The 24850-nt window shown below is 68.6% G+C and carries 25 protein-coding genes and 1 pseudogene; 13 read left to right on the plus strand and 13 right to left on the minus strand.

Annotated elements, in window-relative coordinates:
• Positions 1 to 4: 4 nt before the first annotated feature.
• From ABZ642_RS00325 to ABZ642_RS00335, 3 genes are all read left to right on the plus strand, one after another.
• On the plus strand, positions 5 to 2149 hold the full coding sequence (locus ABZ642_RS00325; protein WP_360474609.1) for an acetate--CoA ligase family protein: 2145 nt from the start codon (positions 5 to 7) through the stop codon (positions 2147 to 2149).
• 123 nt (positions 2150 to 2272) lie between these two features.
• Positions 2273 to 3661 (plus strand): OFA family MFS transporter, encoded by a 1389-nt coding sequence (locus ABZ642_RS00330; RefSeq protein ID WP_360474612.1) that lies wholly within the window; start codon positions 2273 to 2275, stop codon positions 3659 to 3661.
• 1 nt (position 3662) lies between these two features.
• A complete protein-coding gene (locus ABZ642_RS00335; RefSeq protein ID WP_360474615.1) occupies positions 3663 to 5066 on the plus strand; it encodes an OFA family MFS transporter in 1404 nt (467 codons plus the stop codon).
• A 306-nt stretch (positions 5067 to 5372) separates the two neighbouring features.
• Here ABZ642_RS00335 and ABZ642_RS00340 read toward each other — a convergent pair whose 3' ends face one another.
• The 4 genes from ABZ642_RS00340 to ABZ642_RS00355 form a co-directional block, all read right to left on the minus strand.
• Entirely contained in the window at positions 5373 to 5759 is a 387-nt protein-coding gene (locus tag ABZ642_RS00340) for a hypothetical protein (protein WP_360474618.1), read from the minus strand.
• 334 nt (positions 5760 to 6093) lie between these two features.
• Positions 6094 to 6720, minus strand: coding sequence for a hypothetical protein (locus tag ABZ642_RS00345; protein ID WP_360474621.1), 627 nt, complete (start codon positions 6718 to 6720; stop codon positions 6094 to 6096).
• An 86-nt stretch (positions 6721 to 6806) separates the two neighbouring features.
• Positions 6807 to 7658: a helix-turn-helix transcriptional regulator gene (locus tag ABZ642_RS00350; protein ID WP_360474624.1), complete on the minus strand. Its 852-nt coding sequence runs from the start codon at positions 7656 to 7658 to the stop codon at positions 6807 to 6809.
• 16 nt (positions 7659 to 7674) lie between these two features.
• Positions 7675 to 8430, minus strand: coding sequence for a DUF6879 family protein (locus ABZ642_RS00355; protein WP_360474627.1), 756 nt, complete (start codon positions 8428 to 8430; stop codon positions 7675 to 7677).
• Positions 8431 to 8603: 173 nt separating this feature from the next.
• Here ABZ642_RS00355 and ABZ642_RS00360 point away from each other — a divergent pair, with 173 nt between their 5' ends.
• From ABZ642_RS00360 to ABZ642_RS00370, 3 genes are all read left to right on the plus strand, one after another.
• Complete coding sequence (locus tag ABZ642_RS00360) at positions 8604 to 8810, plus strand: hypothetical protein (protein WP_360474630.1); 207 nt, start codon at positions 8604 to 8606, stop codon at positions 8808 to 8810.
• A 33-nt stretch (positions 8811 to 8843) separates the two neighbouring features.
• The gene (locus ABZ642_RS00365; RefSeq protein WP_360476089.1) at positions 8844 to 9050 is read left to right on the plus strand and encodes a hypothetical protein; all 207 of its coding nucleotides are present in this window, start codon (positions 8844 to 8846) and stop codon (positions 9048 to 9050) included.
• 588 nt (positions 9051 to 9638) lie between these two features.
• Positions 9639 to 9869, plus strand: coding sequence for a hypothetical protein (locus tag ABZ642_RS00370; protein ID WP_360474633.1), 231 nt, complete (start codon positions 9639 to 9641; stop codon positions 9867 to 9869).
• 40 nt (positions 9870 to 9909) lie between these two features.
• Here ABZ642_RS00370 and ABZ642_RS00375 read toward each other — a convergent pair whose 3' ends face one another.
• Entirely contained in the window at positions 9910 to 10962 is a 1053-nt protein-coding gene (locus ABZ642_RS00375) for a hypothetical protein (RefSeq protein ID WP_360474636.1), read from the minus strand.
• Between the two features lie 587 nt (positions 10963 to 11549).
• Between ABZ642_RS00375 and ABZ642_RS00380 the strand changes: the two genes are divergently transcribed.
• Entirely contained in the window at positions 11550 to 11747 is a 198-nt protein-coding gene (locus tag ABZ642_RS00380) for a hypothetical protein (RefSeq protein ID WP_360474639.1), read from the plus strand.
• 72 nt (positions 11748 to 11819) lie between these two features.
• Here ABZ642_RS00380 and ABZ642_RS00385 read toward each other — a convergent pair whose 3' ends face one another.
• From ABZ642_RS00385 to ABZ642_RS00400, 4 genes and pseudogenes are all read right to left on the minus strand, one after another.
• The gene (locus tag ABZ642_RS00385; protein WP_360474642.1) at positions 11820 to 12050 is read right to left on the minus strand and encodes a transposase; all 231 of its coding nucleotides are present in this window, start codon (positions 12048 to 12050) and stop codon (positions 11820 to 11822) included.
• Positions 12051 to 12086: 36 nt separating this feature from the next.
• Positions 12087 to 12353, minus strand: a complete 267-nt coding sequence (locus ABZ642_RS00390) for a hypothetical protein (RefSeq protein ID WP_360476092.1) — start codon at positions 12351 to 12353, stop codon at positions 12087 to 12089.
• 48 nt (positions 12354 to 12401) lie between these two features.
• A pseudogene (locus ABZ642_RS00395) lies at positions 12402 to 13171 on the minus strand (Scr1 family TA system antitoxin-like transcriptional regulator); the annotation flags it as partial.
• Positions 13172 to 13186: 15 nt separating this feature from the next.
• On the minus strand, positions 13187 to 13813 hold the full coding sequence (locus tag ABZ642_RS00400) for a DUF6879 family protein (RefSeq protein WP_360474645.1): 627 nt from the start codon (positions 13811 to 13813) through the stop codon (positions 13187 to 13189).
• Positions 13814 to 13939: 126 nt separating this feature from the next.
• Here ABZ642_RS00400 and ABZ642_RS00405 point away from each other — a divergent pair, with 126 nt between their 5' ends.
• Entirely contained in the window at positions 13940 to 14728 is a 789-nt protein-coding gene (locus ABZ642_RS00405) for an SAM-dependent methyltransferase (protein ID WP_360474647.1), read from the plus strand.
• 98 nt (positions 14729 to 14826) lie between these two features.
• Here the strand turns inward: ABZ642_RS00405 and ABZ642_RS00410 are convergent, their stop codons facing one another.
• The 4 genes from ABZ642_RS00410 to ABZ642_RS00425 all read right to left on the minus strand — a co-directional run bounded on the left by ABZ642_RS00410 (position 14827) and on the right by ABZ642_RS00425 (position 18166).
• Entirely contained in the window at positions 14827 to 15504 is a 678-nt protein-coding gene (locus ABZ642_RS00410; RefSeq protein ID WP_360474650.1) for a GntR family transcriptional regulator, read from the minus strand.
• 129 nt (positions 15505 to 15633) lie between these two features.
• Positions 15634 to 16581 carry a beta-ketoacyl-ACP synthase III gene (locus ABZ642_RS00415; RefSeq protein WP_360474653.1) on the minus strand — a complete coding sequence of 316 codons (948 nt, stop codon included), beginning with the start codon at positions 16579 to 16581 and terminating at the stop codon, positions 15634 to 15636.
• A gap of 147 nt (positions 16582 to 16728) precedes the next feature.
• Positions 16729 to 16863, minus strand: a complete 135-nt coding sequence (locus ABZ642_RS00420) for a hypothetical protein (RefSeq protein WP_360474656.1) — start codon at positions 16861 to 16863, stop codon at positions 16729 to 16731.
• Complete coding sequence (locus tag ABZ642_RS00425) at positions 16838 to 18166, minus strand: OFA family MFS transporter (protein WP_360474659.1); 1329 nt, start codon at positions 18164 to 18166, stop codon at positions 16838 to 16840. Before ABZ642_RS00425 ends, ABZ642_RS00420 begins: the two co-directional genes overlap by 26 nt.
• Positions 18167 to 18412: 246 nt before the next feature.
• On the opposite strand from ABZ642_RS00425, the gene ABZ642_RS00430 reads away from it, so the two are divergent.
• From ABZ642_RS00430 to fdhD, 5 genes are read left to right on the plus strand one after another with little or no spacing between them, the layout of a single operon-like run.
• Complete coding sequence (locus tag ABZ642_RS00430; protein WP_360474662.1) at positions 18413 to 19384, plus strand: 2-dehydropantoate 2-reductase; 972 nt, start codon at positions 18413 to 18415, stop codon at positions 19382 to 19384.
• A complete protein-coding gene (locus ABZ642_RS00435) occupies positions 19381 to 21300 on the plus strand; it encodes a molybdopterin-dependent oxidoreductase (RefSeq protein WP_360474665.1) in 1920 nt (639 codons plus the stop codon). Before ABZ642_RS00430 ends, ABZ642_RS00435 begins: the two co-directional genes overlap by 4 nt.
• A gap of 5 nt (positions 21301 to 21305) precedes the next feature.
• Positions 21306 to 23123, plus strand: a complete 1818-nt coding sequence (locus ABZ642_RS00440; protein WP_360476031.1) for an NADH-ubiquinone oxidoreductase-F iron-sulfur binding region domain-containing protein — start codon at positions 21306 to 21308, stop codon at positions 23121 to 23123.
• Complete coding sequence (locus tag ABZ642_RS00445; RefSeq protein ID WP_360474668.1) at positions 23120 to 23980, plus strand: 2Fe-2S iron-sulfur cluster-binding protein; 861 nt, start codon at positions 23120 to 23122, stop codon at positions 23978 to 23980. The genes ABZ642_RS00440 and ABZ642_RS00445 overlap by 4 nt, the downstream gene beginning before the upstream one ends.
• A gap of 7 nt (positions 23981 to 23987) precedes the next feature.
• Positions 23988 to 24836, plus strand: a complete 849-nt coding sequence (fdhD, locus tag ABZ642_RS00450; protein ID WP_360474671.1) for a formate dehydrogenase accessory sulfurtransferase FdhD — start codon at positions 23988 to 23990, stop codon at positions 24834 to 24836.
• Positions 24837 to 24850 lie beyond the last annotated feature (14 nt).

Below are 24850 nucleotides of genomic sequence, written 5' to 3' on the forward strand. Positions count from 1 at the left end.
CGTGATGGCAGAGGACCGGGAGCCGCGGGTCCGCGAACTCCTCGACTCCGTGCGCGCACAGGGCCGTGACGCGCTCACCGCGCCCGAGGGCAAGGTGATCGCCGACGCGTACGGGATCGCCGTACCGGGCGAGGAGCTGGCGAGGGACGTCGAGGAGGCGGTGGCGTACGCGGCGCGCTTCGGCGGACCGGTCGTCATGAAGATCGTCTCGCCGGACATCCTGCACAAGACCGACGCCGGCGGGGTGATCGTAGGGGTCGAGGGCGCGGCGGACGTGCGCGCGGCCTTCCACCGGATCGTCGGGAACGCCAAGGCCTACGACGCCGACGCCCGCATCGAGGGCGTACAGGTGCAGGAGCTGCTCCCGCAGGGGCAGGAGGTCATCGTGGGCGCGGTGACCGACCCGACGTTCGGGAAGGTCGTCGCCTTCGGGCTCGGCGGGGTGCTGGTCGAGGTGCTGAAGGACGTGACCTTCCGGCTGGCGCCCGTCTCCGCCGACGAGGCGCTGTCCATGCTGGACTCCATCAAGGCGGCCGAGGTGCTGCGCGGGGTGCGCGGGCAGGCCGGCGTGGACCGGTGGGCGGTCGCCGAGCAGATCCGGCGGGTCTCCCAACTGGTCGCGGACTTCCCGGAGATCGCCGAGGTGGACCTCAACCCGGTGATCGCCACCCCACAGGGCGCGGTCGCCGCCGACATCCGGATCATCCTCGCCGAGAAGCAGCCGCAGCCACGCCGGAAGTACGGGCGCGAGGAGATCCTCACCTCCATGCGCCGGCTGATGCAGCCCCGCTCGGTCGCCGTGATCGGCGCCTCCAACGAGCCGGGCAAGATCGGCAACTCGGTGATGCGCAACCTGGTCGACGGCGGTTTCGCCGGGGAGATCCATCCGGTGAACCCCAGGGCCGATGACATTCTGGGCCGCAAGGCGTACAAGAGTGTCACGGACGTTCCCGGTGAGGTGGACGTGGCAGTCTTCGCCATTCCCGCCAAGTTCGTGGCAGCGGCGCTGGAGGAGGTGGGCCGGAAGAAGATCCCCAACGCCGTCCTGATCCCCTCCGGTTTCGCGGAGACCGGCGAGCACGAACTCCAGGACGAGATCGTCGCGATCGGCGAGCGCCACGGCATCCGGCTCCTCGGCCCGAACATCTACGGCTACTACTCCACCTGGCAGGACCTGTGCGCCACGTTCTGCACGCCGTACGACGTGAAGGGCGGCGTGGCGCTGACGTCCCAGTCGGGCGGCATCGGGATGGCGATCCTCGGCTTCGCCCGCACCACCAAGACGGGTGTGTCGGCGATCGTGGGCCTCGGCAACAAGTCGGACCTGGACGAGGACGACCTGCTGACCTGGTTCGGCGAGGACCCGCACACCGAGTGCATCGCGATGCACCTGGAGGACCTCAAGGACGGCCGCGCCTTCGTCGACGCGGCGCGAAACACCGTGCCCAAGAAGCCTGTTGTGGTCCTCAAGGCGGGCCGTACGGCGGCCGGTGCCAAGGCGGCCGGTTCACACACGGGAGCCCTCGCGGGTGACGACGCGGTCTACGACGACATCCTGCGGCAGGCGGGCGTGATCCGGGCGCCGGGCCTGAACGACATGCTGGAGTACGCGCGCGGCCTGCCGGTGCTGCCGGCCCCGCAGGGCGACAACGTCGTGATCATCACCGGCGCGGGCGGCAGCGGTGTGCTGCTGTCCGACGCCGTCACCGACAACGGCCTGTCCCTGATGGAGATACCGCCGGACCTGGACGAGGCGTTCCGCCGCTTCATCCCGCCGTTCGGAGCCGCGGGCAACCCGGTGGACATCACGGGCGGCGAGCCGCCGTCGACGTACGAGGCGACGATCCGGCTCGGCCTTGAGGACCCGCGCATCCACGCCCTGGTCCTCGGCTACTGGCACACCATCGTCACCCCGCCGATGGTGTTCGCGGAGCTGACCGCGCGGGTGGTCGCGGAGTTCCGGGAGCGGGGCATCGAGAAGCCGGTCGTCGCCTCGCTCGCGGGGGACGTCGAGGTCGAGGAGGCCTGCCAGTACCTGTACGAGCGGGGGGTCGTGGCGTACCCGTACACGACCGAACGGCCGGTGGCCGTGCTCGGCGCCAAGTACCGCTGGGCGCGGGCGGCCGGACTGCTGGGGGGCGGCTCATGACCTAGCCGAGGAGGGGGCCGGCCGGCGGTGCGCTGCGGCCGGCCCCGGGACCCGTGCGCGCACGAAAGGCATTGGACAGGGGGCGCTGGCCAGAGCTTTCGACGCAAGGGGTGCTGAACGAACATGTCATCCATCGATCTAACGGCGTCCGTCCCCTTCAGGGAGGTGACGGACCGCAACGGCCGCACATACCGGATCGGCGAGAGTGACGTCGATCTGATGGGCCGGACACGCAAGTGGATGGTCCTCCTGCCCTGGGTGGGCATGATGGGCATCAGTTCCGCCGAGTACGCGTTCACGTCGGCGGAGGACACGCTCCACGAGGCACATCTGTGGAGCAGCGGGCACATCTTCTGGCTGATGGGCGTCTGGGTGTTCTTCCAGGCGGCCGTGGCCTTCCCGGCCGGGCAACTGCGGGAGAGCGGACGGCTCCCCGCCCGGACGGCCATGCTGATCGGCGCGGTCGGCACGCTGCTGGGCTATGTGGCGCTGGCGTTCGCGCCGAACGTGATCGTCGCCTATCTCGGCTTCGGCATGTGCAGCGGCATCGGCGCCGGTCTCGTCTACGCGACCTGCGTGAACATGGTCGGCAAGTGGTATCCGGAGCGCAAGGGCGGCAAGACGGGCTTCGTGAACGGCGGTTTCGCCTACGGGTCCGTGCCGTTCGTGTTCCTGTTCACCTCCGTCCTGGACCTGAGCAACTACAAGGTCCTGCTCACCTCGGTCGGCATCGGGCTCTGTCTGGTGGTGGCGTCGGCCGGCTGGTTCTTCAAGGACCCGCCGAAGAACTGGTGGCCTCCGCACGTCAATCCGCTGAAGGCAACTCAGGATCCGCGCATACGAAGGGCGTTGGAGAAGAACCCGCCCGCCGTCAAGCAGTACACCCCGAAGGAGGCGGCCCGTACGCCCGTCCTGTGGATGATGTGGTTCTGCCTGCTGTGCACGGCCGGGATCAACATCTTCGGCATCGCCTTCCAGGTGCCGTTCGGCAAGGACATGGGGTTCGCGGGCGGGATCGTGGCCACGGCCATGTCCCTGAAGGCGATCGTCAACGGCACCGGCCGCGGGGTCATCGGCTGGATCTCCGACCGCTACGGCCGGCGCAACACCCTGATCATCGTCTGCATCGTGCTGGGCACGGCACAGTTCGGAGTGCTGGTCTCCGGCCAGATGCACAGCATGCCGTTCTTCCTGTTCTGCTCCATGGTCTCCGGGTTCGGCGGCGGGGCGATCTTCCCGCTCTTCGCGGCCATGACGGCGGACTACTTCGGTGAGAACAACAACGCCACCAACTACGGGATGGTCTACAGCTCCAAGCTGATCTCCGGCCTGGTGGGCTCCGGCCTGGGCGCGGTCGTCGTGGGTGAGTGGGACTACCACGGCGCGTTCGTGCTCGCGGGCTCCGTCGGCCTGGCCTCCGCAGTGCTGGCCCTCTTCCTCAAGGCACCGGGCAGGCCCAGCGCCCGGCGCATCGTCCCCAACCCGCATCCGCTCGGCGAGGAGATGGCGTGACATGACGGCAGACCCTGTAGCCACGAACAGCACAGGTGCCGAACGGCGTCCGTACCGTGAGGTGACGGACGCCCGCGGCCGGGTGTACCGGATCGGGGAGACCGACCGGGACATCCTCGGCCACTCCCGCAACTTCATGGTGTACCTCCCGTGGGTGGCCATGATGGCCATCAGCGTCTTCGAGTACGCGTACGGCTCGGCGGAGGACACCCTGTCCCACGCGCACGGCTGGACGCAGTCCAACACCTTCTGGATCCTGAGCATCTGGGTGTTCTTCCAGGCCGGCATCGCCTTCCCGGCGGGCTGGCTACGGGAGAAGGGCGTCCTGACCGCACGCCGGGCCATGTACACCGGATCCGTGATGTGCCTGATCGGGTTCCTGGCCCTGTCGCACATCAGCGAGATCTGGCTGGCGATCATCGGCTTCGGCGTGATCGGCGGCCTCGGCTCCGGCCTGGTCTACGCGACCTGCATCAACATGGTCGGCAAGTGGTTCCCCGAACGCCGGGGCGCCCGCACGGGATTCGTCAACGGCGGCTTCGCCTACGGCTCGCTCCCCTTCATCTTCATCTTCAACTACGCCTTCGACACGGCCAACTACCACCGCGTCCTGGACCTCATCGGCGCCTACGTGATGGTCGTGGTCCTGGTCACCGCGTTCTTCTTCAAGGACCCGCCGAAGAACTGGTGGCCGGCCGACATCGACCCGCTCGCCCCGTCGGGCGACGCCAAGAGCGCCACGGCTCTCGCCAAGAACCCGCCTGCGGTACGGCAGTTCACGCCGAAGGAGGCGATCCGCACCGGCATGCTCCCGCTGATGTGGATCTCCATCGTGATGACGGCCGGCGTCTCGATCTTCGGCATCTCCTTCCAGGTGGACTTCGCCAAGGACGTCGGCTTCGGCCCGCTGGTCGCGGCCTCCTCGATGGGCGTGATGGCGGTCATCAACGGCATCGGCCGCGGCGTGGTCGGCTGGCTCTCCGACCGCCTCGGCCGCAAACCGACCCTCGTCTTCGTCATCGTCGTGCTGGGCCTGGCCCAGTTCGGCGTGATCTGGGCCGGTGACGTCAAGAGCGAGTGGCTGTTCCTGTTCTTCGCCTTCCTCTCCGGCTTCGGCGGCGGCGCCTTCTACCCGCTCTTCGCCGCCCTCACCCCGGACTACTTCGGCGAGAACTACAACGCCACCAACTACGGCCTGGTCTACAGCGGCAAGCTCGTCAGCGGCCTGTTCGGCGGCGGTCTCGGCTCCATGGTGGTCGGCGCCTGGGGTTACAACGGCGCGTACGCCCTGGCGGGCGGCATCTCGATGCTGGCGGCGGGGGTGGCCCTGCTCCTCCGCCAGCCGGGCCGCGGCCCGGGCACGAGGGCGAAGGTGGGGGCGATACAGCCACAGACGGCGACCTGACGGGTTCCGCGGAACCTTACGTCGAGGTCTCCCCAGCGGTTGAGTCCCGGACCGATGTCCGGGACTCAACCGTTTCCGGCCCCGGGGCACTCGGCTGTTCTGGCCCGAAGAGCAGGATCAGCGATCGTCAGCCACTGCCCGTCGAATGTGAATTTCGACTTCGCGGGGCCCGGACCCCCTCGGCCACGATCACCTGCTGCGGTGCGCTCATTTTCAATGACCTCCTAAACTGGCGCAATCTCTGTTGCGACCGGGGCAAGAAAATCATTGAGCGCCGTATCAGCGCAATCACGGCCTTATTCGACATCAGACCTTGACGGAACCTCGGGAGTGCGGCGGCCGGTAGGTCTTCCCTGGGGGCAGATCGCTTCCAAAATCGTGACGGTAATTCTCTTGGGCCCTGGCGCTGGCTTGGCGACCGCCGAGGTCCACCAGGGAACCCTTTACCGGGTGCAGTCCCGAAGCTGAGCGTTTCGGGACCTCGACCAAGGGGACTTCCGAGAAGTCCTCGACGCCAACGGCATCCCGCTCCTCAGCAGCCTCCATCTCGTCATGAAGACGGGCGAGCACGCCGACGACAGCTACCGCGACCGTGCCAGCAGCAACGATCTTCCCCTTGTGCTTCTTGACCAGGGCTTTCGTCTTGCCGACGAAGGAGGTGGGCTCGTCGTCATCGGGCGTAGATGCGTTCACCCGCACAGATCTACCGGACCCACCCCCCAACTGTCAGGCAGTCAACCGACATCGTCCGCTGAAGCTCCAGTAGTCCTAGTCCTCCTCGTCGGGCTCCGGGAGCGTGGTGCACGAGGTCGGCCGGTGGGGCACAGCCAACTGCTGTCAGGGCGACTGGATTGGGAGATCCGATGGCGCTCCGATCGACGGGTCAGCAGAATGACCGACCATGCGATCCAAGCCGTCGAGGCCTCTCGAAGTCATCGCGTCAAGTGTGATCACTTTTCTCGCACTTGGGGGGCTCCTTGGGAGCGTCGGCTTGACGCTCGAGTCACTCACTCCTCTGGCGGCCGTCTTAGTCGGCGGAGTCGCCCGGCTCGATCCCCTTGGGCGAGTCACCCGGAAGCAGGTTGTTGAACATCATGTCGGCGTTCGGGTGGATGTTCAGCGCCTTCAGGGCCGCCGTCGTGTTCAGACGGTCCTTGATCGTCGGGTCCTGCACCCGGTCGATGAAGGTCGTGGCGGCTTCAAGCTCATAGTCGGCGTCGACCTTGTCCTCATTGCGCTCGGCGGCCTTCGTCAGGTCGTCCAACGCGCGCTTCGCCTGACGGTGCCAGGCGCCACCGCCCAGGCTGGCGACGAGCCCTGACGCTCCGGCCACGTAGCCGTGGGAGCTGCCTCTGTCTATGAACGCCCAGACAATTCCGCCGAGCAGCGCCACAAGACCGACCACCACGGCAAGGACGCTGAAGAACTGCATCCACTGGGCGTGCTTCATCTTGAGCTTCAGGACGTCGAAGTGAAACTCCAGACGCCGCTCGGCAAGGGTCGGCTGCTGTGAAGCGTGGACCGAATTGCCGTCTCCCACAACAAAGACGTTGTTGACCTCGCCCGCCGCCTGGAAGACGACTCTTCCGGCGAGGTTGGCGTCACCCGACCTTACTTCGGGGCGGTCTTCCCCGCCGTCTGTCGTCGTCGCCATTCCTCGGCCCCCGATCGCACCGCCCGGCGCTTCGCCAACTCAGTTCAGGGTAACGCCGCGTGACGACAACGGGTGAGCCTTGGAAGTCAACGAGGGTTGAGGGCACGCCTGGCCGAACTGATGACGGCGTGGGCGTCAGAGCCGTAGACGGCGGACTCACGGAGGGTGCGCCAGGTGCGCAGGTAAGTGCTCACGCTGGCCTCGTCATCGATCCAGAGATCGGCGTGCCAGTTCTCCACGATCACCTGGCGGTCGTCGTAGATCCAGAAGGCGGTGGCCGGGGGGATCTTCAGAGAGGCTGACAGGGGAACGATGCCCAGCTCGACGGTGTCCAGGCCGACAGCCCCCGAGAGGCGGTCCAGCTGGGCGGCCAGCACAGATGGTGGACAGATCAGGGCGCGGAGGGCGGCCTCCCACAGGACGAGGTGGAACCGCTTCGAGGAGTCGTACAGGGCTTCCTGCCGCTTCATGCGGGAGCGGACGGCCTCCTCGGTGTCACGCGGCGACCGCTGTAGCTCCGCGTACCGGGTGAAGATCGACCGGGCGTAGTCCGGCGTCTGCAGAATCCCGTAGATCATGGAGGACTCCCAGCCCCGGAACACTGAGGCGTCGGCGTGCGCGCCGAGGTGGGTGTCCTGGACCGGCTTGTGCCCGGAAGCCAGCTGCCGACGCCACGACCGGATGTGTGACTCGAACCCCCGGAGCCTGGCCAACAGCTCGTCGTACGCCTCGGGCTGGCCGCACGCTTCGGCCCACTTCCGCAGGTCGTCGGCGGTCGGGGTCTGCCTGCCGTTCTCCAGCTTGCTGACCTTGGACTTGTTCCAGCCGTACCTCTCGGCGAGCTGCTGACCGGTGAGCCGGCACCCGAGGCTGGAGAACCTGAGTTCGCGCAACCGCATGCCCAGGGCCTCGCGCGCCTGCTGGTAGTCCGTACTCACCGGTCAGCAACCTGCCTTACTCCTTCGCGGCCAGCTGTGCCGCGAACTGGTCGTACGGGATGGCGCTGTGCATGGCAGCGTCCCGCGCCTGGACATACCGCAGTACCGCTGCGGGCTCGGTGATCAACTCAACGTTCAGCAGGTTGTCGGCGTCGTCGAAGTTCAGGAGGGCGACCAGCCGCGAATCGAAGATCCAGAAGTCCTGCGCGGGCAGACCCAGACGGTCGGCGTCCTCGCGCCACAGGCTGAAGATCCGCTCGCCGACCGCGCTGTTCCGGCGGGCGTTGTCGAGCAGGTAGAGCTGACCGGTCGTCGGTGGGTTGTCGACCGCGCGGGCGCGCTCGAACCGCTTACCCAGCGCGGTCTGCTCCTGTCGTTCGGCGCACCACTCCGCGTCCACGCCCACCCAGTCCACGGGCTCGCCACGGGTGAACTGGGCGTAGGTGCGGGTGGTCTCGTCGGAGGCGTACCGGCGCCGCATCTCCAGCCGCCAGGCCGTGTGCTTGAACTGGGTGAAGAGCTGGTCGAACTCGTCCAGCCCAATGATGTCCGGCACCCGGGTGACCTCCTTCGGGCCGAAGTCGACCAGCAGTGGGCGCGGCACCACGATGGGCACCTCGCCCTCGTTCAGGTGCCGAAGCTGGCCGATGTCGTCAGGGTCGGTGAGAGCCGGGCCGTGCACGATGACCTCACCCGTGTCGAGATCTTCATGCACTGCTGGGCACCCGTTGACGCCGCTGCCCGTGCCGTTGAAGCGCAGTCGACGCGCCATGACCAGTTCCTTTCGTCAGAGGACTGATCCCTCAAGCCTTCCTGAGTCCGGTGCGCAACGGATGGGCTTCCGCAGGGCCTTATCAGCAACCTTCCGCAACCCGGTGAAGCCGTCAAGCAACTTCGCGCAACTCCCGTAGCGGCCAGCCCTGCCCGGTTCCTAGCGTCCAGTTCATGGCACCGAAGAAAGCGCAGGACGTCACCGAGACACAAGCGGCGGTCGAGGCACTGAGAGCCGCCCTGGATGGCGTGGGGATCGAGTTCCCCTCGCTGCGGGTCGACCAGGCTTCACCCGCGTTGCAGCTGGTCGAGCTGGGCCGGGTACGCGCCGACGTCGCCGCCCGCCTCGCCAGGGCGCTTGCGAAGGATCCCCGCGAGTGACCGCCGAGGAGGTCGACCCACCAGCCGGCAACCTTGGTCATCGACACCGCCAGCGACCGGCTCGGCTACGTCATGGGGCGGGAGGGGCCGTACGTCCAGTTGCGCCCCGTGGCCGGAGGACGGGAGTGGGACGCAGACCCCGCTCAGGTCCGGCGCGCCACCGACGAGGAGCGCTTGCGGGCCGTGGCCGAGCGGACCCGCGCCCTGAACTCGTTCAGCAGCGGTGGGTACTTCCGGTGACCACGACCGACGACCTCGATGTCCGCGGAGTGCGCGCTGGCCCAGCGTCCCGGCTACTCGGGGTGGCACTCGAAGTGCAGCCAGACCCAGGACATCCCGCTCCCCCACAGTCGCGGGATCCTCCTGATCCGCCGTTGCACCTGCCCCCACCACCGCTACACCTCGGCCGGGTGACGCCCCCTCAAAACCTTGTGACCAGCACCTGAGCCTCACCCCAACTCGACCGGGGTGGGGCTTAGTTGCGTCTTGACCAAGATCGCGCCGGTATGCGTTACCCTGATCCCTGAGGGCACCGTAAGGGCCCCCTGGTTACACAGGAGATGTGGACCAGGACTGCACGCGCAGCCGGGCCGGTCACAGATTTCGACTCGACATGACCCGACGCAAGGCCACGGGAAGGCTGCTTCGTGCGCGGACAGAAGTTGTCGATGAACCGAGCAAGACCCGTTGTGGACGTGGAGAGCGTCCCCAACACCTGAGAACATTCGCGTGAGCGTCAGCGTGGGTGTCTCGACCCGAACCGTGAGGGTTCGGATCGAGGCTGCCTGCGCACCCGATCCGACCCATGATCAGGGAAGGTAAGGATCGGTGGACGGCACCGCCATCACCATCATCATTCTCGCCATCGCTGGCGTGGTCACTCTGGCGATCTACGTCCTGAAGGGCGTACTCGACCAGCTCCCCGACCTCTTCGAGTCCGCACGCCGGGCGCGTGAGGCATGGGAGCAGCTGACCAAGAAGAAGGACGAGACCGAGGGGCAGCCGCCCCCGGTGACCGTCCCTACGGCGGACAACGAGGAGCCGCCCGCTGCCGCATAGCTCGTCGTGAGGTCTCCCGCCCTAGACGGGCGGGAGACGTTCACAAGGCGTCGATCACGAGGCGGAGGAACGCGTTCAGCCAGGCACTCGACGGCACGTCGTGCATGTCGATCAGGTCTGCCGACTTCCGGATGTGGCGGTGCAGGGCGTCGTGTCCCTGCGGCTTGAAGTCCAGCAGCTTCCGCACGTAGTCCTTGTCGGTCTTGGTCCACGCCTGAAGTGGCTGACTGGCCACCTGCTCGAAGGTCTTCTGGTTGAACACGGGCGCCGTGTGGTCGAGGATCGCGCGAATCAGCGCATGGCATGCGTAAGGGTTGTCGAGCGCGAAGTTGCTGTTCAGCTCTCGCGCAAGCTGGACCACCTTGCTGACGTCCCACTGCGAGCTGGCGTTCTTGTCCCCCAGCTCCTTGATCAGCGCTTCCTTGACGTACACCGGCGTCTTAGGTTGCGGATCAGGAACAGGCTGGTACTCCGCAGCAGAGTTACCCGTGACCGAGATGGGTAGCTGGCGAACAATACGCGGTCGAGAAAAGATATGGCTGGGAACCTGCACCGACTCAACATCAGTCTTCGCCGGTTGCAACATCAGCGTATTCAGCAGGCTCACGTACGACTTCACATCGCCGCAGTCGGCGTAACGGTAGATTTCACGGCTCAGTTCTCGAATCCACTCCCCATCCTCGTTCCACTTCGAGCCGCCCCACGTGGGGGGCTCGTGGTTCAGGATCTCGGGCAACCGAACTATGAAATTGCCACTTACCCCGGGCAATGCCTGCCTGATCCTCTTGGCCGTGTAGGTTACGCGTACGACCTTGTCTGGCTCCAGGCGCACCTCACGGTGGAACTCGACCAGCCTCTGCAGGACTGCGAGAAACGGGTGCGCCATCGCGGGTAGGAGAATTGGAAGATGAATCGCAGCTGCGACGGTCAGCGTCGGCTTATCCTCGTCCTGGATATGGCCGACGCGCGGGTACCAGGCCAGCCCATAGGACACGCCCATACCCGGCGGGGGTCCCACTTGGGGTAGAGACCGGATCAGCTCGTCGGCGTCCAGACCGTCGCGGCTGAGCGTCTCCCGGACGTAGTGCCACACTGGCCACTCCCTCGTCCGAGCAAAGGGTTCCACCATCGTGGCGAGCAGTCTGGACTGGTGGGGGTTGAGTGGGGCAAGCAGGTTAGTCACCGGTCATCCGATCACAAGTGCCATGAAGGTGACGAACATCGTACTGACGGGGACTGACAGTCGGCTCCGGCTTTTCGTGTGGACCTTCCGGGCTCCGGCGGGGCCACGGAGGGGCTGAGAGCCCGCCGGGACCGCCCGGCACCGCCCGACCCACGAGAGAGCCCCAAGCGGCCACAGAGACCGCCAGGGCTTGTACCATGGGAGTAGTCAACTGGGTGCTAATTGCTTCCAGTTGGCAGGCCTTACCGCGATCCTCGCGGCAAGGCGCGGTCGCTCACGCTGCGATCCTGGGGCCCGACGCTTCAGGTGCGGGATGGGTACATCCTTCGTTCGGCGTGCCAGTGCTAAAAGCGAGGATGGCGACAGACGGCCCTAGCCAGGCCACCCGTATGAGCCCAACGTCGGTGGGCCTCAGCAAGACCTCACGTTATTCACGTGGTGGTCGGGCTGAGGTCTGTCCCCAAGGTCCGATTCACCCGGGAAAGGTAATCGGACCATTGAATCTCTCGTTCGGCGTCAAGGTGCTCGTCGTCGTCATCTGCGTCTTGTTCTCGGTCATCGTGGCCATAGTGGCTGGCCTCATCAGCCACTCCCCCGGCTCTGCCATCGGTCAGGCCGTCCTGTATGGCGGGGGTGCGTTCGCTGGTTGCCTCCTGCTCTGTCTGGCCGTGTTGTCGGCCCTCGGAGTGCTCTGACTCCCTGCGAGCCCGGAGAAGCCCCTCCGGGGCTCGCAGGGGGTCAGGCGGCCAGAGTGATCACGAAGGGGATCAAGGAAGAGGCGGTACCCCCCGCAAGAGGAGTGGGCACGCCCATTGCCGGGGGTACCGCTCCTTCCTGGGCCAGGAGGCGAGGGCTAACCCTCCCCTCAATGCGCAACGCCGGTACAAGGTTGGGGACGTCCTCCACCGGGAGGGGATGCCCTTCCAGGGACCGAACCGCTCGGGCAGCTCCTCCCAGAGGCAACCGGTGCGCGCCTTGTAAAACATCGCGTCGAGCATCGTGCCACCTGGCCGGCACCTGAGGTTGGGCGGCTCTCACGCCTCGTCGCTCAGCTCGTCCGGCAAGAGCCGCTCGTTCTGCTTGAACCACTCGGCCATCGAGTAGACCAGGCCGACCCTGGTTTCGGTGACCGCACCCGTGGTCGTGACCTTCACGTCCAGCAGCGCCGGCACCTCGGACTGTTCGGCCGAGGTCATATCGGCCGGCCGCTCACGGGCGCGGGTGGCCAGGGCGACGAGGTCACTGGCCCGCTGCTCGGCGGCTTCGGTCTGCTCAAGCCACGCGGCGGCCTCGTACCTCATGGTGAGTGATGGCGGTGGCCGGTGCTCTGCGTCAGGTCCAGGGGTTGAGGCGCGGCGGGCGGCGTTGATGACGTTGTGGGCGTCGGCTCCGTAGACGGCGGACTCGCGGAGCGTGCGCCAGGTGCGGAGGTAACGAGCGAGGGTGTCCGCATAATCCAGCCGAGCTCCGCGTCCACGTCTCGGTGACCACCTGGCGGTCGTCGTAGATCCAGAAGCCCAGACCGGGCGGAGCCTTCAGCGACGCGGTGAGCGGCACGATGCCCAGCTCCACGGTGTCCATGTTGATGACGCCCATGAGCCGGTCAAGCTGGGCGGTGAGGACCGAGGGCGGGTAGATCAGTGATCGAAGGACGGGCTCCCACATGATGACGTGGTATCGGCGGCCCCCGGCGTAGAGCAGTTCCTGCCGCTTCATGCGGGAAGGTACGGCGGCCTCGATGTCACGCGGCGACCGGTGGAGTTCGGCCGACCGGGTGAGGACGGCACGGGCGTAGTCGGGAGTCTGCAGAACGCCGACGCCCCACGAAGACTCCCAGGCCCGCAGCACCTTCGAGCTAGCCTGTGCCTCGTTGTGGGCATCCTGCACCGGCTTGTGACCGCCGACCAGTTGCCGGCGCCATGAGCGGATGTGTGCCTCGAACCCCGCCAGCCGGGCACGCAGTTCGTCGTACGCGCTCCAGCTTCGAGACCTTGGAGCCGGGCCAGCCCAGTCTCTTGGCGAGGGCGGTGCCGGCGAGACGGCCGTCAGGGCCGGAGAACCGCAGTTCTCTCGGGCGTGCACCGAGGGTTTCGCGGGCCTGCTGATAGTCCGTGCTCACCGAACCACACCTGCTCTACGCCTCCTTCGCGGCCATCTCCGCGGCGAACTGCTTGTACGGAACGGCGTAATGCTGCGCGACGTCCCGCAGTCGGTTGCACTGGTTCACGGCCGCCGGTTCCGTGACGAACTCGGCGCCCGTGAGATTGTCATCATCGTCGAAGACGAGAATGGCGACGAGGTGCGAGTCGAAGATCCAGAAGTCCTCATCGGGAAGGTTGGCCCACCGGGCGTCCTCGCGCCACATGCTGCGGACGTCCTCCCCCAGCGCCGCGTTCTTGTCGCCGTGCGCCAGGAGGTACAGCTGGCCGGTGGTCGGCGGGCTGTCGACGATCCGGACCCGGCCGACGTAGGCACCGTCATCGGTCTTCGCGCGGATCGTGTGGCTCCCCGGGGGGTCGAGATCCCAGGTGGGCGTCTCGCCCCGGACGAAGTGAGCGTAGGTGTCGGTTAGTTCGTCGGACGCACAGCACCCTCGCGTCCCCAGGTGCCACGCACTGTGTTGGAACCTCCCGAAGAGCTTGCCGAGCTGATCCAGGGCCGATGGTCCGGAGCTCTCACGCGCAAGCGCGAGGCCAGCGCCCCGGCGCGACCGGTCGCTCCTGCAGGGGCAGCGCGTCGCGCCTGTGCGCGTACCGAGCATCGAACGGCAACTCCGCGTGAGGGCTGGGCCAATGGCACAATCGCAATGCCCTCCACCGCCTCCTCCACGGCGCACGAAGCGACCTCGGTGAGTCGGTCAGCGATCTAGTACACGCTGGAGTCATGCATGACGGCAGACCCCACCCGCGGAAGTCGTATCGACACGAGCCGGCCCCACCCGGCACGCGTCTACGACTGGCTGCTGGGCGGCAAGGACAACTATCCGGTTGACGAGGAGGTGGCGTCGAAGCTGCCACCGGAAGCGCGTCTCAACGCCATGCGCAACAGGGCGTTCATGCACCGCGCGGCGGCCTGGCTGGCCGGCAACGGCATCGACCAGTTCCTCGATATCGGTACGGGCATCCCGACCCGGCCGAACCTGCATCAGATCGTGCAGGGCATAGTGCCGTCGGCGCGGATCGCCTACGCCGACAACGACCCCATCGTGCTGCGGCACGCGGAGGCTCTGCTCATCAGCAGTCCCGAGGGAAGCACCGACTACATCGAGGCCGACGTACGGAAGCCGGGAACCATCCTCGACCACGCCCGTACGTTTCTGGACTTCACCCGGCCCGTCGCGCTGTCGATGATCGCGCTGATGCACTTCATCACCGACGACGAAAACCCCTACGGTCTTACGCGGACAATTCTCGACGCGCTGCCCTCGGGCAGTTACTTCATGTTCTCCCACGGCACCACGGACGAGCACCCCCACCTCGTCAAGTCGGTGACCACGACCTACCGCAAGGGCGAGATCCCCCTGCGCATGCGTACGCGGGCCGAGATCGAGCCGTTCTTCGAGGGCCTGGAACTGGTGGCTCCAGGGCTGGTCACAGCGACCAGGTGGTACAAGGATTCACCGGCTCCCGCCCAGGAGCTGAGCGGCTTCTACGTCGGCGTCGCCCGCGTGCCGTAAGGATGTCCTCGCACCCGGGGGTGTGGGGCGGCCGACGGGCGTACCACTTGGCCAGGCAGCGGCTCCGGTCCTTGGCCTCGGCCTTGCCTGCGGCTTGGTCAGGGCTTCGCGCGCTCGTGGTACGACCGCCGGGTGTGCTCGGTGTGTTCGCGCATCAGGCGGGTCGCCAGTTGTTCGTCGCGGGCCGTGATCGCCGCGATCAGTTCGCGGTGTTCGATCCAGGACTGGTGGCCGCGCTGCCGGGCCACCGGCGTGTAGTACCAGCGGACCCTGCGGTCCACCTGGGCGGCGAGTTCGGCGAGGACCGTGTTGCCGGCCAGGTCCATGATCTTGGCGTGGAACGCGGCGTTCAGCGCGACGGCCCCGTCCACGTCGTCCGCGGCGACGGCCTTCTCGCCCTCGGCGCACAGGGATTCCAGCGCGGCCACTCCCGCGCTGCCCGCCTCGGCCGCCGCCAGCCGCGCCGCTTCGGCCTCCAACAGGGTGCGGACCGTGAGGAGTTGGTCGGCCTCGTCCTCCGTGGGCTCGTGGACGAACGCGCCCTGCGCGGGCCGGAGGTCGACCCAGCCCTCGGTGTTCAGCCGCTGGAGCGCCTCGCGCACCGGCTGCCGGGAGACGCCCAGGTGGCCGGCGAGTTCGCTCTCGACGAGGTGCTGGCCGGGCTGGAGGGCGCGGGTGGTGATGAGTTCCAGCAGTGCCTCGTAGACGCGGTCGCGGAGCGGGCCGGGGCGTTCGAGCTTGGGCACCGCGCCCTGCGGCAGTCCGGCTGACAACATCGGGTCCCCCTTCGGCAGACACCCGTTACGAGCGGACACTCAGTATCGATTGTCTTTCGTCTACAGTCTACGGCGCACAACTGCCAGGGGAAGCGGGAGTTGACCACGTCACACCACGGAACGCGCCCCTCAGGGACACCGCACGACCTGCCCCGCGTACGACAGGTTGCCGCCGAAGCCGAACAGCAGGACCGCGTCGCCGCTGGAGACGCGCCCCTGCTCGACCAGCTTGGACAGCGCGAGCGGGATGCTCGCGGCCGAGGTGTTGCCCGATTCGGTGACGTCCCTCGCGACCACCGCGTTGACCGCGCCGATCTTCTGCGCGAGCGGCTCGATGATCCGCAGGTTCGCCTGGTGCAGCACGACCGCCGCGAGGTCGGCGGGGGTGACCCCGGCCTTCTCGCAGGCGCGCCGGGCGATGGGCGGCAGCTGGGTGGTGGCCCAGCGGTAGACGCTCTGCCCCTCCTGCGCGAACCGCGGCGGGGTGCCCTCGATGCGTACGGCGTGACTCATCTCGGGGACGGAACCCCACAGCACCGGCCCGATCCCGGGCTGCTCACCGGGCCCGCAGGCCTCGACCACGGCCGCACCCGCCCCGTCGCCGACCAGGACACACGTCGTGCGGTCGGTCCAGTCCGTCACCTCGGACATCTTGTCGGCGCCGATGACGAGCGCACGGGTGGCCGCGCCCGCCCGGACGGTGTGGTCGGCGGTGGCGAGTGCGTGGGTGAAACCGGCGCACACGACATTGACGTCCATCGCGGCGGGCTGCGGGATCCCGAGCCGGGCGGCGACGCGAGCGGCCATGTTCGGGGAGCGGTCGATCGCGGTGGAGGTGGCGACCAGGACCAGGTCGATGTCGGCGGGGGTGAGGCCGGCCGCGGCGAGGGCCTTGGCCGCGGCGTGCGCGGCCAGCTCGTCGACGGGTTCGTCGGGCCCCGCGATGTGCCGGGTGCGGATGCCCACCCGGCTGCGGATCCACTCGTCACTGGTGTCCACCAGACCCGCCAGGTCCTCGTTGGTGAGCACCTTGGCGGGCTGGTAGTGGCCGACGGCGGCGATGCGCGAGCCGTTCATGGGTGGTGGGTCCCCCTCGTTGCCTCGGTGTGGGCCCCCCAGTCTGTTCAGTGACTCACGGGTACGACGGCACGTAAGGCCACAGGAAACGGGCGCCCGAGTTGTCGGCTTCTTGCAGACCCTCGGACGCCCGAGCATTCTCCCGGTTCACCCGCTGAACAGCTGTGTCGCCTTCTGCACGAGTTCATACACGCCGTAGGCGAAGGGCGCGCCCACCCAGAGCCAGGCGACGGCGATCAGCCAGCGGCGGTCGGTCTCAGGCGGGCTGCTCTCGTTCGACATCGACGGCCTCCCTGGGGGCGGGGATGTGGTGGCGGACGTTGACGGGCCGGATCAGCTCGTTGGCGACGAACCCGATGACGAGCAGTCCGATCATGATGCCGAAGGACAGCGTGTAGAGGTCGCCGCCGTGCTTGCCGGCGTCCTTCTGGTGGTCGGCGATCCAGTTGACGATCAGCGGCCCGAGCACACCGGCGAGGGACCAGGCGGTGAGCAGCCGGCCGTGGATCGCACCGACCTGGTAGGTGCCGAACAGGTCCTTCAGATAGGCGGGGACGGTGGCGAAGCCGCCGCCGTAGAAGGAGAGGATCACCAGCGCGCAGAGGATGAACAGCGGCTTGGACGAGTCCCCGAACAACGTGATGAGTAGGTACATCAGCGCGCCGACACCGAGGTAGACGCGGTAGATGTTCTTGCGGCCGATCAGGTCGGAGGTGGACGACCAGCCGATGCGGCCCGCCATGTTGGCGGCGGACAGCAGGGCGACGAACCCGGCCGCCGCGGACACCGTGACCGGGGTGGAGCTGTCGGCGAAGAAGTCCGTGATCATCGGGGCGGCCTTCTCCAGGATGCCGATGCCCGCGGTCACGTTCATGCAGAGCACGACCCACAGGCACCAGAACTGCGGGGTACGGATCGCGGTGTTCGCCGAGACCTGCGCGCCCTCGAAGGCGCTCGGCGCGTCCGCGACCGGCTTCTCGCTGCGCGGCACCCGGATCAGCAGCACGCCGAGGGTCATGAAGACGGCGTACGCCAGCCCGTGCACCAGGAAGGCGAGGGCGATGCCATCGTTGTCGCCGCCGAAGGACGAGAGCATCTGCGCGGACCAGGGCGAGGCGATCAGCGCGCCGCCGCCGAAGCCCATGATGGCGATGCCGGTGGCCATGCCGGGCCGGTCCGGGAACCACTTGATCAGGGTGGAGACGGGCGAGATGTAGCCGATGCCGAGGCCGATGCCGCCGACGAAGCCGTAGCCGAGGACGATCAGCCAGTACTGCTTGGTCTCGGCGCCGAGCGCGGAGATCAGGAAGCCGGTGGAGAAGCAGATCAGGGCCACCGTCATGGCCCAGCGCGGTCCGTTGCGTTCGACGAGGGTGCCGCCGAACGCGGCCGACAGACCGAGCATCACGATCGCGAGCTGGAAGGGCAGCGCGCTCTCGGTGCCGCTGAGGTTCAGCGCGGATTCGAGCGGCGGTTTGAAGACGCTCCAGGCGTAGGCCTGGCCGATGGAGAGGTGGACGGAGAGGGCGGCGGGCGGGACGAGCCAGCGGCTCCAGCCCGGCGGTGCTACAGGGGGGCTGCTCATGAGTCCCGAACGGTAGGGCCGGGCCGCGGTGGTTGAGAACCCGACGGCTGGATCGTATGCGATGAGCGGTATCCAGAATGCGCCGAACGGTCGCTGTCCGAACCCTTGTCGGGTCCGACTCCATACTGTAGACAATATTTCGTCGACATGATTCGGCCGACGGCCGGACCGCTTCACACGACGACCCACGACCCGGTCTCCCCGAGGCCGCCTCCGCGGTATCCCTCAAACCGAACGGAGTGTTCCGTGAAAGTCGCAGTCCTCGGCGCCGGTGCGATCGGCGCCTATGTCGGTGCCGCGCTCCACCGCGCGGGCGCCGATGTGCATCTCGTCGCCCGTGGACCCCATCTGGCGGCCATGAGGCAGTACGGAGTACGGGTGCTGAGCCCGCGCGGCGACTTCACCGCGCATGCGCACGCCACCGACGACCCGGCCGAGGTCGGCCCGGTCGACTACGTCTTCCTCGGGCTGAAGGCCAACTCGTACGCGGCGTGCGGGCCGCTGATCGAGCCGCTGCTGCACGAGCGCACGGCGGTGGTCGCGGCCCAGAACGGCATCCCCTGGTGGTACTTCCACCGGCACGGCGGCCCCCACGACGGCCACCGCGTCGAGAGCGTCGACCCGGGCGGCGCGGTCAGCGCCGTACTCGCCCCCGAACGCGCCGTCGGCTGTGTGGTCTACGCGGCCACCGAGCTCGAAGCCCCGGGCGTGGTACGGCACCTGGAAGGCACCCGGTTCTCGATCGGCGAGCCCGACCGCAGTGTCTCCGAGCGCTGCCTGCGGTTCAGCGAGGCCATGCAGACCGGCGGGCTGAAGTGCCCGGTGGAGCCGGAACTGCGCAACGACATCTGGCTCAAGCTGCTCGGCAACATCTCCTTCAACCCGATCAGCGCGCTGGCCCGGGCCACCATGCGGCAGATGTGCCTGCACGGCGGCACCCGCCGGGTCATCGAGATCATGATGCGCGAGACGCTCTCGGTCGCCGAGGCGCTCGGCTGCGAGGTCGGTGTCTCCATCGAACGCCGGCTCGCGGGCGCCGAGAAGGTCGGCGACCACCGCACCTCCACGCTCCAGGACCTGGAGCGCGGCAAACCGCTGGAACTCGACGTGCTCCTCGCGGCGGTCGTCGAACTCGCGGAGATCACCGGCGTGCAGGTGCCCACCCTGCGCACCGTGCACGCCATCTCGGACCTGCTCGCGCTGGGGAGCGCCGCATGAGGAAACGGCAGCAGAAGACCTACACCCGGCTCACCCACCCCCTGGTACGGGACTTCCGCGACGAGCCGTTCCGGCGGGCGAGCTGGCAGGAGGCCCTGGACCGCGTGGCCCGCGGCCTGGACCGCAACCGCGGGGCGTTCGGGCTGTTCTCCTGTGCCCGCGCCACCAACGAGATGAACTACGTGGCCCAGAAGTTCGCCCGGGTGGTGATGGGCACCAACAACGTCGACTCCTGCAACCGGACCTGTCACGCCCCGAGCGTGGCCGGCCTGAGCGCCGCCTTCGGCTCCGGCGGCGGCACGTCGTCGTACGAGGAGATCGAGCACACCGACGTCATCGTGATGTGGGGCTCCAACGCCCGCTTCGCGCACCCGATCTTCTTCCAGCACGTGCTGAAGGGCATCAGGAACGGCGCCCGGATGTACGCCGTCGACCCGCGCCGTACCTCCACCGCCGAGTGGGCGGAGAGCTGGCTCGGGCTGAACGTCGGCACGGACATCCCGATGGCGCACGCGATCGGCCGGGAGATCATCCACGCGGGGCTGGCCAACGAGGCGTTCGTCGGGCGGGCGACGACCGGCTTCGAGGAGTACCGGGCGCTCGTCGAACCCTGGACGCTGTCGCTGGCGGAGAAGGTGACGGGCGTCCCGGCCGCCGCGATAAGGGAGCTGGCGCACGCCTACGCCCGCGCCGAGCGCGCCCAGCTGTGCTGGACCCTCGGCATCACCGAGCACCACAACGGCACCGACAACGTCCGCGCCCTGATCAACCTGTCTCTGCTCACCGGCCAAGTGGGCCGCTACGGTGCCGGGTTGCAGCCGCTGCGCGGCCAGAACAACGTGCAGGGCGGCGGCGACATGGGCGCGATCCCCAACCGCCTCCCCGGCTTCCAGGACATCCTCGACCCGGACGCCCGGCTGAAGTTCGAGTCGGCCTGGGACACGGTCATCGAGCCGCACTACGGGCTGAACCTCACCGAGATGTTCGAGGCCATGGAGGAGGGCACGCTCAGGGCGGTCTACTGCATCGGCGAGAACCCGGCCCAGTCGGAGGCCGACAGCGAGCAGGCGATCCGCCGGCTGAGCGCCCTCGACTTCCTGGTCGTCCAGGACATCTTCCTCACCAGGACGGCCGAGTTGGCGGACGTGGTGCTGCCCGCGACCGCCGGCTGGGCGGAGACCGAGGGCACCACCACCAACAGCGAACGGCGGGTGCAGCGGGTGCGCCGGGCCGTGACCCCGCCCGGCGAGGCCCGCGAGGACATCGACATCCTCTGCGACCTCGCCACCCGCCTCGGCCACGACTGGAAGTACGCCGACGCCCAGGCCGTCTGGAACGAGCTGAGGTCGGTCTCCCCGGACCACTACGGGATGACGTACGACCGGCTCGCCGAGCACCAGGGCATCCAGTGGCCGTGCCCGAGCACGGAACGTCTCGAACCGGCCTATCTGCACGGCAGGTTGTGGGAGAAGGACCCGGCGCGGCGTGGCCTGCCGGCCCCCTTCGGGCTGGTCCGGCACGACCCGCCGGTCGACCTCACCGACGAGGAGTACCCCGTCCGGCTCACCACCGGGCGGCGGCTGGACTCCTACAACACCGGGGTGCAGAGCGGTGGTTACGCCTCCCCGCTGCGGCGCGGCGAGTACATCGAGCTGTGCCCGGAGGACGCCGAGCGGTACGGGGTCGTCGTCGGCGAGGAGGTCCAGGTGTCCTCGCGGCGGGGCTCGGTCGTGGCCCCCGTCTGGATCGACACCGCCCTGCGCCCCGGTCTCGCCTTCATGACCATGCACTTTCCCGACGAGGTGGACACCAACCAGCTGACGATCGAGGCCAACTGCCCGATCGCGGGGACGGCGGAGTTCAAGGCGTCGGCGATCCGTATCGAGAAGCTCCCGGTCGCGACCATCGTGAGGTGACCCAGGTGGACCTGCACTTCGGCGACAGCAAACCGACGGACGAGGAACGGGCGGCCGTGGACGCCCTGTTGGGCCCTCCGGAGTCCTCCTGGGAGGGCGCCGACCGTGCCGACGCGGACCTGAGGTGGGCGCGCGGCGGCCGGGCGGCCCGGGACCGCCGCGACCTGCTGTTGCCGGGGCTGCACGCGATCAACGACCGGGTCGGCTGGATCAGCGAGGGCGCCCTCGGCTACCTGTGCCGCCGCCTCACGGTGCCCCCGGCCGAGGCCTACGGCGTGGCCACCTTCTACGCGATGTTCTCCGTCGAGCCGCGCCCGGCGACCGTCCTGCACGTCTGCACCGACCTGGCGTGCACGGCGGCCGGGGCGCCGGAACTGTGCGCGGGCGTCGAAGCGGGTCTCGGCCCGGGGGTGCACCTGGAACGCAGTCCCTGCCTGGGCCTGTGCGAGCGCGCCCCGGCCGCCCTCGCGATCCGGGCCGGGGACCCGGCGCGTACCGCGGTGTCGGCGCCGGCGACGGTGGCCGGGGCCGTCCTCGCGGCCACCGCGCCCGACTCTGCGCCCGAGGAGCCGCCGGCCGCGGCGGCCGTCCCCCAGGCAGGCCAGGAGGGTCTCGTCCTGCTCCGGCGGGTGGGTGTGGTCGACCCGGCGTCCCTCGACGACTACCGCGCCCACGGCGGCTACACCGCCCTGCGCCGGGCCTTCGCCCTCGGGCCCGCCGGGGTCATCCGCGAGGTCACCGACTCCGGTCTGGTCGGGCGCGGCGGCGCCGCCTTCCCCACCGGCCGCAAGTGGCAGGCCACGGCGTCCCAGCCGGACCGTCCGCACCACCTCGTCTGCAACGCCGACGAATCCGAGCCGGGCACCTTCAAGGACCGCGTCCTCATGGAGGGCGACCCGTACGCGTTGGTGGAGGCGATGACCGTCGCGGCGTACGCGATCGGCGCGCACCGGGGTTTCCTGTACATCCGCGGCGAATATCCGCGCGCGACACGGCGGATACAGCACGCGGTCGACCAGGCACGCGCCCGTGGCCTCCTCGGCGACGACGTCCTCGGCCAGGGCTTCGCCTTCGACATCGAGATCCGGCGCGGGGCGGGGGCGTACATCTGCGGTGAGGAGACGGCCCTGTTCAACTCCATCGAGGGGTACCGGGGCGAGCCGCGCTCGAAGCCGCCGTTCCCGGTGGAGAAGGGGCTGTTCGGCAGGCCGACGGTCGAGAACAACGTGGAGACGCTGGTCAACGTCCTGCCGATCCTGACCATGGGCGCCCCGGCCTACGCGGCGACCGGGACCGCCGGGTCCACCGGACCCAAGCTGTTCTGCGTGTCGGGGAGCGTGGCCCGCCCCGGTGTCTACGAACTCCCCTTCGGTGCCACGCTCGGCGAGCTGCTGCGACTCGCCGGAGTCCGGGACGGCTTGCGGGCGGTGCTGCTCGGCGGGGCCGCCGGCGGCTTCGTCCGGCCGGACGAACTCGGCATCCCGCTCACCTTCGAGGGCACCAGGGAGGCGGGTACCACGCTCGGCTCGGGTGTGGTCATGGCCTTCGACGGCACCGTGCCGCTGCCTCGACTCCTGCTCCGTATCGCCGAGTTCTTCCGGGACGAGTCCTGCGGCCAGTGCGTGCCGTGCCGGGTGGGCACGGTCCGGCAGCAGGAGGCGCTGCACCGGATCGCCGAGCGCACCGGCCCCGGCGCGGCCGACGACATCGCGCTGCTGCGCGAGGTCGGCCGGGCGATGCGGGACGCCTCCATCTGCGGTCTGGGCCAGACCGCCTGGAACGCCGTGGAATCCGCCATCGACCGTCTGGGGGCGTACCGATGACCGTCACACCGCTGGGGATCCCGCGCCGGCTGCTGGAGTTCACGATCGACGGCGAGGAGGTCCGGGTCCCGGAGGGCTCGACGGTCCTGGACGCCTGCCGGGCGGCCGGGACGGACGTCCCGACGCTGTGCGAGGGCGACACCCTGCGCCCGAAGAACGCCTGCCGGGTCTGCGTGGTCGAGGTGGAGGGGGCCCGGACCCTGGTGCCCGCCTGCTCCCGGAAGGCCGAGCCGGGGATGGTGGTGCGCACCGGCACCGAGCGCGTCCGGCACAGCCGCAGGATCGTCCTGGAACTGCTGGCCTCCTCGGTGGACCTGTCGACGACCCCGCGGGTCGCCGAGTGGCTCAAGGAGTACGAGGCGAAACCGGACCGCTTCGGCCCCGACGCGGCCCGTCTGAGCGAGGAGCCCAGGGTCGACAACGATCTGTATGTGCGCGACTACGACAAGTGCATCCTCTGCTACAAGTGTGTCGACGCCTGTGGTGACCAGTGGCAGAACAGCTTCGCGATCTCGGTCGCCGGGCGCGGTTTCGACGCCCGGATCGCCGTGGAGCACGATGCCCCGCTGACCGACTCGGCCTGTGTCTACTGCGGGAACTGTGTCGAGGTGTGCCCCACCGGGGCGCTGTCGTTCAAGTCGGAGTTCGACATGCGGGCGGCGGGTGCCTGGGACGAGTCGCGGCAGACGGAGACGACCACCGTGTGCGCGTACTGCGGTGTGGGCTGCAACCTCACGCTCCATGTGCAGGACAATGAGATAGTCAAGGTCACCTCGCCGCACGACAACCCGGTGACCCACGGCAACCTCTGCATCAAGGGCCGTTTCGGCTACCAGCACGTACAGAACCGGGGCTGATCAGACCATGGGACGAGTCACGGAACGACGCAAGGTCCTCCGCATCCGGGACGGAGCGGTCTCCGCCCGGCCGGACACGCTCGTCGCCGAGGAACCGCTGGAGATCAGACTCAACGGGAAACCCCTGGCCATCACGATGCGCACACCCGGCGACGACTTCGCGCTGGCGGCCGGGTTCCTGGTGAGCGAGGGCGTCCTGGCGACCGCCGACGATCTGCAGAACATCGTCTACTGCGCGGGAGCGACGGTGGACGGCTCCAACACCTACAACGTGGTCGACGTACGGACCACGCCGGGCGTCGAGCTCCCCGACTTCACCCTGGAGCGGAACGTCTACACCTCCTCGTCCTGCGGGCTGTGCGGCAAGGCGAGCCTCGACGCGGTGCGTACGACGGCGCGCTGGCCGATAGCCGACACTCCCCCGGTCCGGGTCGAACCCCAGCTGCTCGCGAGCCTCCCCGACCGGCTCCGCGCGTCCCAGCAGGTGTTCGACCGGACCGGGGGGCTGCACGCGGCGGCCCTGTTCTCCGAGGACGGGGAGCTGCTGGACATCCGGGAGGACGTCGGCCGGCACAACGCGGTCGACAAACTGGTCGGGCGGGCCCTGCAGAACGGGCGGCTGCCGCTGTCCCGGGCGATCCTGCTGGTCTCCGGACGGGCCTCCTTCGAGCTGGCGCAGAAGGCGGTGATGGCGGGCATCCCGCTGCTGGCGGCGGTCTCCGCGCCGTCCTCGCTGGCGGTGGACCTGGCGGCGGAGACCGGGCTGACCCTGGTCGGCTTCCTGCGGGGCCCCAACATGAACGTGTACGCGGGCGAGGACCGCATCGCCCTGCGGGCCGCGGCCGCCCAGGGCTGACCGGCTCCCCGCGG

The sequence above is a fragment of the Streptomyces sp. NPDC007157 genome (genome assembly GCF_040634235.1).
Classification (GTDB): Bacteria; Actinomycetota; Actinomycetes; order Streptomycetales; family Streptomycetaceae; genus Streptomyces.